The sequence below is a fragment of the Citrobacter sp. JGM124 genome, assembly GCF_018257795.1.
Lineage (GTDB): Bacteria > Pseudomonadota > Gammaproteobacteria > Enterobacterales > Enterobacteriaceae > JGM124.
In genome coordinates, this window is the sequence record NZ_JAERJD010000019.1 from 1 (window position 1) to 9,960 (window position 9,960).

At 54.5% G+C, this 9,960-nt stretch carries 5 protein-coding genes and 1 pseudogene; all 6 read left to right on the forward strand.

The features are described from left to right. Positions 1 to 87, forward strand: a pseudogene (locus JK154_RS17300) (type VI secretion system tube protein Hcp); the annotation flags it as partial. 297 nt (positions 88 to 384) lie between these two features. Continuing rightward, on the forward strand, positions 385 to 3,039 hold the full coding sequence (gene tssH / locus JK154_RS17305) for a type VI secretion system ATPase TssH (RefSeq protein WP_211993967.1): 2,655 nt from the start codon (positions 385 to 387) through the stop codon (positions 3,037 to 3,039). Beyond that, complete coding sequence (vgrG, locus tag JK154_RS17310) at positions 3,036 to 5,378, forward strand: type VI secretion system Vgr family protein (RefSeq protein WP_211993968.1); 2,343 nt, start codon at positions 3,036 to 3,038, stop codon at positions 5,376 to 5,378. The genes tssH and vgrG overlap by 4 nt, the downstream gene beginning before the upstream one ends. Further along, on the forward strand, positions 5,378 to 6,250 hold the full coding sequence (locus JK154_RS17315) for a hypothetical protein (RefSeq protein WP_211993969.1): 873 nt from the start codon (positions 5,378 to 5,380) through the stop codon (positions 6,248 to 6,250). The genes vgrG and JK154_RS17315 overlap by 1 nt, the downstream gene beginning before the upstream one ends. A 21-nt stretch (positions 6,251 to 6,271) precedes the next feature. Next, positions 6,272 to 9,412, forward strand: a complete 3,141-nt coding sequence (locus JK154_RS17320) for a T6SS effector BTH_I2691 family protein (protein ID WP_249215986.1) — start codon at positions 6,272 to 6,274, stop codon at positions 9,410 to 9,412. An 11-nt stretch (positions 9,413 to 9,423) separates the two neighbouring features. Further along, positions 9,424 to 9,960: DUF6708 domain-containing protein (locus JK154_RS17325; protein WP_211993970.1), on the forward strand; the 537-nt coding region annotated here is incomplete at its 3' end.

Consider the following 9,960-nt stretch of genomic DNA (forward strand, 5'->3'; position numbering starts at 1 on the left):
GAACTGCGTTATGAAAAAATCACCTGGACCTACAAGGACGGCAACATCATTCATTCCGATTCATGGAACGAACGCGCTACTGCCTGAGTTACGCATCATATTTCGCACGGGTAGTGACACTGGCAGCACTGATACGCCCGGTCACTTACTGATGTAAGCCCCGGGCGGACTTGTTTGCCGTCTTGCACACTCACTACCTGTTTAGCGTTAAGCCCGGACGGGCAGTCCATTCTGCCCGTCTTTTTCTTTGCTGAATGCCTGCCTGCGCGGGTGATGAGCAAAGAAAACCACAATCTGCCCGCCCGGCCATATGCGCTTTGGTCCCCTTAACGGGAAACAGCGAAGGGCGGTAGCGTGCCCAGGAACCGATAAAGAGAGAAAGTCATGGAAAACCCCGCCATTCTGCTGCGACGTCTGAACCCTTACTGTGCCCGTGCGCTGGAGGGGGCGGCTTCCCTGTGCCAGACCCGTGCCCACGTCGAAATTTTGCCAGAGCACTGGCTGCTAAAATTGCTGGAGCAGGGGGAAGGTGACCTGACGGTGCTGGCACGCCGCTATGAATGGGATATGGATACCCTGTGGCAGGATTTGCTGGGCTGGCTCGATGCACTGCCACGTTCGGTACGTCACCGCCCGCAGCTTTCTGAGCGTATACAGAAACTGATGCAGGAAGCCTGGCTGATCGCCTCCCTGAATGGCGAAGATCACATCCGTGGTGTACACCTGCTGATGGCGCTGGCTGAGAAACCGAGCCTGGTACGCAGCGAGGGGCTGTGGCCACTGTTGACCCTGGGGCGGAGTCAGCTTGAACGCCTGCGCCCGTTACTCGATGCCCAGTCCGACGAACGGCCAGAAGTGCAGCAGGAAGCAGAACTGGCACAGAACCATGGGGGAGACGTGGCATTTATCGGCGATGCTGCCGGTGCGGAAGTTAAAGAAGGGGAACTAAGCCCGGCCCTGCAGAATGCACTGGATAAATTCACCCTCGATGTCACCGCCAAGGCCAAAGAGGGCAAAATTGACCCGGTGTTCGGGCGTGATACTGAAATCCGCCAGATGGTGGATATTCTCTCCCGCCGTCGCAAGAACAACCCCATTCTGGTCGGTGAACCGGGTGTCGGTAAAACCGCGCTGGTGGAAGGCCTGGCACTGCGTATTGCTGAGGGCAACGTACCGGAATCCCTCAAGCCGGTCATCCTGCGCACCCTTGACCTCGGCCTGTTGCAGGCAGGTGCCGGCGTGAAGGGGGAGTTTGAGCAGCGCCTGAAAAACGTTATCGACGCAGTGCAGCAGTCACCGGTGCCAGTCCTGTTGTTTATCGATGAGGCCCATACCATTATTGGCGCGGGTAACCAGGCCGGTGGCGCGGATGCGGCCAACCTGCTGAAACCCGCCCTGGCCCGGGGTGAGCTGCGTACCATTGCTGCCACGACCTGGTCTGAATATAAGCAGTACTTCGAGCGGGATGCCGCCCTGGAGCGCCGCTTCCAGATGGTAAAAGTCGACGAGCCAGACGACGACACGGCATGCCTGATGCTACGTGGCCTGAAGTCCCGCTACGCCGAATACCACGGCGTGCATATTACCGACGATGCGGTAAGGGCCGCGGTCACGCTGTCCCGTCGTTACCTGACTGGCCGCCAGCTCCCGGACAAGGCGGTAGACCTGCTGGACACTGCCGCTGCCCGTGTCCGTATGAGCCTCGATACCGTACCTGAGGCCCTCGTTCGCCTGAAGGCACAACTGACCGCACTGGCGCTGGAAGAACAGGCCCTGCTTGAGGATATCGCCGCTGGCAGTCACCGCCATGGGGATCGTCTGGGGGCTATTGAACAGCAGCGGTCTGAACTGGACGCGGAAATTCAGACACAGGAAAGCCTTTTCAACAATGAAAAGGCGCTGGTGCAACAGCTGATGGCCAGCCGGCAGGATACCAGCAATCAGGCTGAAATTTTCGGCCTGCAACAACAACTGGAACAGGCGCAGCAGGGCGATGCCCTGGTGCAGGTGGATGTGGATACCCGTACGGTCGCGAATGTGATTGCTGACTGGACCGGTGTCCCCCTGTCTTCCCTGATGAAAGACGAGCAGACCGAACTGCTGACGCTGGAGGACGAAATCGGCAAGCGTGTGGTCGGGCAGGATATTTCCCTTAATGCCATAGCCCGCCGCTTACGCGCGGCGAAAACAGGCCTGACATCAGAGCATGGCCCGCAGGGTGTGTTTCTGCTGGTTGGCCCGAGTGGTGTCGGTAAAACGGAAACCGCGCTGGCACTGGCGGATGTCCTGTACGGCGGTGAGAAGTCGCTGATTACCATCAACCTGTCGGAGTACCAGGAGCCGCACACCGTCTCCCAGCTGAAAGGCTCGCCACCGGGTTACGTGGGTTATGGCCAGGGCGGTATTCTGACTGAAGCCGTGCGCAAACGCCCGTACAGCGTGGTACTGCTGGATGAAGTGGAAAAAGCACACCGGGATGTGATGAACCTGTTCTACCAGGTGTTTGACCGGGGCTTTATGCGTGATGGCGAAGGGCGTGAAATCGACTTCCGTAATACCGTGATCCTGATGACCTCGAACCTTGGCAGCGATCACATTATGCAGCTGCTGGAGGAACAACCGCAAGCCAGTGACGGCGATTTGCAAACGCTGCTGCGCCCGATCCTGCGTGACCACTTCCAGCCGGCATTACTGGCCCGTTTCCAGACGGTGATTTACCGCCCGCTGAGTGAGCCCGCCATGCGCATTATTGTGCGGATGAAACTCGATCAGGTCAGTAAGCGTCTGAATCGTCACTACGGCCTGACCACGCAGATTGATGAGAGCCTGTATGACGCGCTGACGGCGGCCTGTCTGCTGCCGGATACGGGAGCACGTAATGTTGACAGTCTTCTGAATCAACAAATTCTGCCGGTATTGAGCCAGCAGTTGTTGACCCACATGGCTGCGAAGCAGAAACCACAGTCGTTACGCCTTGACTGGAGTGAGGAAGAGGGGATTGGGCTGGCATTTGAACCGATACTTGGGGGGGATATATGAGCAATCATCCCCCGATAAGATTCAGCCACAACCATCACCTGCTGGTGGTGAAAGGCTGTGGCAACGTGCTCGATGTGCTGGCCTTTGAAGGCGAAGAAGCCCTGAGCACGCCGTTCAGCTACCGTATTGAATTCACGAGCCCTGACCATGGCATCAGCAAAGAGACGATGCTGATGAAAGCCGCCTCCCTGACACTGCAGGCCCCGGTTGACCAGGGTTACGGTATCAAAATACAGCAGGTCATTCGTACCCTCCAGGGGGTGGTGAGCCATTTTGAGCGCCTCAGCACCTCAAAGGATGAGACCCGTTACGCCCTGACGCTCCAGCCCCGGCTGGCGCTGCTTGACCGATCGCACCAGAATGCCATTTACCAGGACATGTCTGTCCCACAGATTGTGGAAAAAATTCTGCGTGAGCGCCACAACATGCGCGGGCAGGATTTCCTGTTCTCACTCTCAAAAGTGTACCCGCGCCGCGAGCAGGTGATGCAGTACGGTGAGGACGACCTGCACTTTATTACCCGCCTGCTGGGTGAGGCGGGTATCTGGTTCCGCTTTACCACTGATACGCGGCTGAATATCGACGTGGTGGAGTTTTACGACAGCCAGCAGGGGTACAGGAGAGACCTGACGCTGCCATCGGTGCCACCGTCAGGGCAGCACTCGCAGGGAGCCGACGCGGTATGGGGAATGGAGAGCCATCATCACGTGGTGCAGAAGCAGGTCAGCACCCGGGACTACAATTACCGCAGTGCGACGGATGACCTGAACAGCCAGGTGGATGTGACCCGGGGGGATGCCACCACCTATGGTGAGGCGTATCACTATGCGGATAACTATCTGACAGTGGGCAGTTCCGGTGACCGTGTTCCGGCCCCGGAGTCCGGGGCGTTTTACGCCCGCATTCGCCATGAGCGCTACCTGAACGGGCAGACCGGGGCGCGGGGCGTCACCAGCAGCCCGGTGCTTTCCCCGGGACAGGTGCTGAAAGTCACCGGCGGGGCGGAAGTGGCAGACGTATTTGCCGGGGGGGTTGTCATCACGGTGATGCGCAGCCACGCACGGCGTGATAAAGACTTCAGCGTCAGTTTTGATGGCATCCCGGACAGCCCGGATATTTGCTTCCGGCCTGAGCCGGGCCAGCGGCCGGTGATGGCGGGGACATTACCGGGGCGGGTCACTAGCACCACCGAGAATGACACCTACGGGCATATCGATAAAGACGGTCGCTATCGCGTTAACATGCTGTTTGACCGTGACAGCTGGGAAACCGGGTTCGAGAGCCTGTGGGTTCGCCAGTCCCGCCCGTATGCCGGTGATACTTACGGCCTGCATTTACCCCTGCTGGCGGGCACCGAAGTGGCGATTGGTTTTGAGGACGGTAACCCGGACAGACCGTACATTGCCGGTGTGCTGCACGACTCGGCCCACGGCGACCATGTCACTATCCGCAACTACAAACGTAACGTGCTGCGGACGCCTGCGAACAACAAAATCCGCCTCGATGATGAGCGTGGAAAAGAACACATCAAGGTCAGCACCGAGTACGGCGGTAAAAGTCAGCTGAATCTCGGGCATCTGGTGGACAGCGAAAAACAGCCGCGCGGGGAGGGTTTTGAGCTCAGGACGGACAGTTGGGGCGCTGTTCGGGCACAGCAGGGTATTTTCATCACCGCAGATGCACAAATCAAAGGTCAGGGCCAGGTCCTGGAGATGGATGCGGCGCTGGGAACACTCAATCAGGCGCAGCAGTTAGCGAAATCACTGAGCGACGCTGTAGCCACTGCACAGGCTGAACTCGCGCAGATCCAGACGCAAAAAACACTGCTGGAATCCTCTCTTAAGGATCTGCAGCAGTCTGTGTTGCTGATGAGTGCCCCGGACGGGATCGCCCAGGTATCACCGCAAAGTATTCAAATCAGCAGCGGACAGAACTTTATTCAGACCTCTGGCGAGAACAGTGATTTCAGCGTGTTCAAGAAATTTACCGTTGCAGCCGGGGAGATAATCAGCCTGTTTGCCAAAACACTGGGCATCAAGATGTACGCCAATATGGGCAAAGTTGATATTCAGGCTCAGGGGGATGCCATGCTGCTGACGGCTCTGAAAGGCATGACCATAACCAGTAAGGACGATGAGGTTCTGATCCAGGCAAGCAAAAAAATCACCTTAAACTGCGGTAAAACCGCTGTGGTGATCGATCCGTCCGGCGTCAACATTCTGACTCCGGGAGATGTGAATACCAAATCAGCCACCCTGAATCATCAGGCATCACAGAGCTTCAGCCCGGCACAACCTGAACTGCCACCGACGGCCAGCTGCGTGGAGAGTGCACTCTGATGGATATTCTAACTCCCTTAACTGACGTCCTGAGTGCCAGACAGGATGAATACCGCTATTTGTTGCTCGATCCGCTCAAAAAAGTGGCTGACTGGAACCCACTGCACACAGACCAACTCCGGATCAGTCAGGGTAATGATGCCCTGCATCGTGTGCTGCGCCCGGATCTGGCCTGGTCGCCAGAACATTGCCCGATACTGCTGTTGCTGGCCTCTCCCGGTGAGTCTCTGGATGAAGATTTGGTCCGCAGCAGTGAAACCTATGCATTCGGAGAAGCACTGTACGAGAAGCGCTATGTCTGTGGTTGGCTGAGTTCAGCGTTTCCGCCAGATGAAATGGCAGTCTGGCTGGCTGATTTATGCAAACGCATTAAACCGGGTGTCAGTATCCCTGTGTTCGAACCCCTGCGTCTTGAGCTGTTACAGGCGACAGCTGATCCTGAGTTGCTTGCAGGTCTGCTTGCCACAACGAGTCAGTGGCACTGGATATCCTGCACGGGCGAACTGAGGACACTGAGTGGTAAACCCGGTGATGAAGGCTGGATGCTGAACTGGGGAGCTGAACAGGCACAAGCTGAAGCCCGTAATATCTGGCGTTTACTGTCTGCCTGGCATGAGTCCCGTGACGCCTTACCTCCAGAGGCAGTGCGCCTTGCTGCTGATGCCTGGCCTGCCTCCGAAGAAGTGGGGCTGCATCATCTCAGCGACCGGCTGTGTCTGGCACTCAATGCCCTGACTCTGCCTGTTGATATCACCACACATGCAGCGGTACAGGCCCTGCTGGAAGAAGCCATGGAAAACCCGGAGCTGCATTTTACGCAACTGCTCCAGACCCTGCCGGACGCTGTCTGGCAGGAACTGCGGCAAGAATGACGCGACTGAGAAAGGAATTTGATGATGGATATGAAAGCACAGGCAAATAAGAACGCCGCGGCCAGTCAGCAGGCAGCCTGCACGCCTTCAGGCTGTAAGTCGTGTGAAAGAAAGGGGGTTGCGATATACCCGCTGCGTGTGGCAGCAGTCCCGGCTTCTCTGGTTAATACCGGCTGGTATCCTGCCGTTCCTCATCAGGACACTGAGCTGAAAGGGGGGGAATTCAAATACGCCCTGCGTACTCTGCGCGAAGGCTATGTGTATATTCTGGCAGATAAACAGGTCTGGTATGCCTACCAAGTCACCCCACAGGGCTTTCTGCGCATGTTTAATGCGAACGAAATGCCAGAAGGGGGAAACGTCGAACCACTGAGTACGGCCTGCTTACAACAGAACCATGATATCCGCAGCAGCTTTATCAATGTCGACCCGAAGTATTCCCATGTCGCCGTGGCCTTCAGTAATGACCCCTGGCCTCGTGAAGTGCTGGCGAAATACAAACAGGCGGAGGCTCCGGCCCCTCGTTTTACTCAGGTGACTATTATGGGGGGGAAAACAGCGACGATTGAAGGGACTGGACGTAGCCTGACGCTTGACCCCACACTCTCCACCCTGACAAAGAACGTGCTGGAGTTTGCGACAGAAAAATTCCCGAGCATTGTCGGAAAAGAAGGACAGCCTGATGGTGCGTATGGTTTTTATCCCCGAAGGGATATCAAGAAGCAGACAGTGCTGGGTAACAAGGTCGCAGAGTTACAGGAGTTGTACGGTGTAGTGCATGCCATTGTGCTGGATGATGTTGTAGGGGTGATTCAGGAGTTGAACAGTGCCAGAATGGATGTCGTTAAGGTGATGACTGACTATCTGGCTAAGACTGAAAATCGGCATAAGAAGATGATATCAGATGCCATTTTACAAATTCGGGCCGGAATGGCGGAAAAAATAGCTACGGATCCTACCATCCGAGCGATTCCTGGAAAATATCCAATCAGTCGTGTCAAACGGGTATCAATGAAAACCCAGGATGCGATGGAGCGGCTGGAGGATTATTACCATGAGTCAGCTCGCGCTGAATTTGTCGCTGGGTATCAGTCAACGGCTGATGGTTACCAGCGAAAGCTAAAGTCTGTCGTACAGGATTTAAGTTCAGCTTATCAGTCTGTTTTTTGGCATACCGTGATCGAGCATGATTATGCGCCAGAGACCAGTGTTATTAGTTGGGCTGCACTTCTGGGCATGCTAGCCGGTAATTTCCACGGTGGCATGGTAGGGATGGACAAAAGCGATAACGCGGCTGATGGCGGTAAAACCGTCTGGCTTTCATGGATGCAGGACCCAAAAAGCCCACCTTACAGGGCGTTGCTGGCAGGCAGAAAAGATCTGCCGACGTCGGTCTATGACGGGACGATGACGTACGCCAATCTTAAAACGCTGCTCAATAGCGACGAGATGGGGCGTTTCCTTAACAGCGACGCGTTCAGGCAAACAACTTCAAGTCTGGTGATGTCGCTGAATGGGGCTCTTAGCCAACTGAGTAGTCTGCTTTCAGAGAAAGCGGAAGCCGGTTTTGTCCGTACAATGTCGGCCCTGGCCTGTGCAGCAGGTGAAGAGCCGATGGTGGCGGTTTATTCCGGAGAAATGACCGTCAGGGATTATCAGAATGTTGTGCGTAAGCCATTAAATGCCCACGGACAATCTGTCTTGACTCAACGTTTCGAGAATGCTGACAGTATCACCAGCGCTTCCCGGGCTGGTCACTGGCCTGAAATCACCGACCCGTTGATTCTGGAACGTAAAATTCAGGTCAAACTGGTGGCTCCCTTGAAAACGGTGGACTCGTTGGCGTTTAAGCAGGCAGTACGTAAGGCTGGTACCAGCGCATCGGCGATAAAATCGGGGAACTTGCTCAAGAATTCAGGTCAGCTTGCAGGTTTACCGGACTTGACACCAGAGATAGTCAGCCACTCTCTGACAACTGGGGAAATTTCTTTAAGCGCCGCAGATATGCGCAGAGTCGCAGGCTTTCAGTTTGAACTGCCGCCGAGTTTTTATGCCGGTAGTCTGGGAGTTGTGCTTGCCGGAGTCATGCTTGGTTTTCAGATCCATACCATGAACGAGAATATCAAATCGCTGAAAACCCGGCTACCGGACTCACAAGCTGTAATGTCGCTTGGCTCAGGAACGCTTTTAATGATAGCGGCCGGGGCAGAAATCGTCGGACAGGTCTATACGATGTTCCAGGCGAGCAAAGAGATGGTACACCCGATGCTGAAAGTAGCCGGGGTGATCGGTGGTGTTGCTGTGGTGATTGATGGTGTTTCGCTTTTAATGAAATCTAGTGATGTCAGGGCTACAGGGGATACCACAGCAGCTGATTATTATAAGGCCGCAGGTTTTGTCTCGATAGTTGCTGGAGGGTTTGGAATAGCTTTTGGTTTTGTTGGCAATTTTGCGCTTTTCAGCGAGGCCTTTATTTTAGGGCCAGTAGGCTGGTGTATTGCTCTGGGATTAGTGGCTCTGATATTGACATCTGTCGCTGACAGCAATGTTCGCTCGCCGCTGGAGCGCTGGTTGACCCATACCTGTTTTGGTACGGTTGAAAAGCGCGGTGGCAAAGAAAAAGCCTGGAATGCCGCCAGCCTGAGTGATTTGCAGGAAGCGATGAAAGAATTACATACCATTGCAAGCGGTGTTTCAGCGCAGCTGGTGCGTGATCGGGTCACCGAGTTTTTGTTCAATTCCACGATATCGGGAACCAAGATGGTGTCCGTTCTGGCGACCCTTCCCGATTATAGCCAGTCAGGCTCTGACTGGCTGGTTGAGTTAACTGCCACGGGGAGTGGGGTACGGGAAGTGCTGGCGCGTAACGGTTCGACGGCAAAGCTTGCAGGCCAGGCCAAACCAGTGCCTCAGACTGTTGAACTGACTCATATCATGAGCATGAATGCGTTCGTCGTTCCACCTGCCATTAAAGTGACCTCTGCGCCTGCACTGGATGAAAGGCTAATCACGGCGGGTACCAGCAAAATGCTGCAGCTGAGTGGAGAATACCCGCTAAATACCCAGCGCTTCACGGGCATGGAGCTGAATGTCAGTTACTGGCCAGACAAAACATATCCAGAAGAAATTTTGCAACTTTCAGCCGCCATAGACAGCCAATAAGGGACTGGAGTATGACCGACAATTTGTTTGCTCGCGCTAAACCGAAACTTAATCCTCCCGTCAGTGCCTGGAAGGAGGATCTGCCGGAGAATAATCAACCACAGTTAGTACCTCCGCAGTTGCTCTGGCTAAATAAAACAAATGACACTTGGCTGGAAATTCCTCGTTACGATAAAGGGATGACATGGTGGGGAATGATTCCTTCTGCAGTATTAATGCTTGGTTTTACCATCTACTCGTTTTATAACATTGTCATAATGAAAATATCTTGGCGCCTCAGTGAAAATATATTACTTCTTGTTGTTTTGTTAAGTTTTATGTTTTTTTTTACAATGCTTTTATTTTGCATGAGGTTATATTTTGTAACTCCTCGAGACCAACCTGTTCGTTTCAACAAAAAAAGAAAAAATGTTTATATTTTTAAATGTAAAAAAAATCGCATTCCCTGGTTTAAATGGCCTGTCATTATAACTCGATATAACTGGGCTGATGTTCATGGTGAAATCCGGTATTGCAGCGATCGTTACCGCTCGGGCCATCAGCTATGG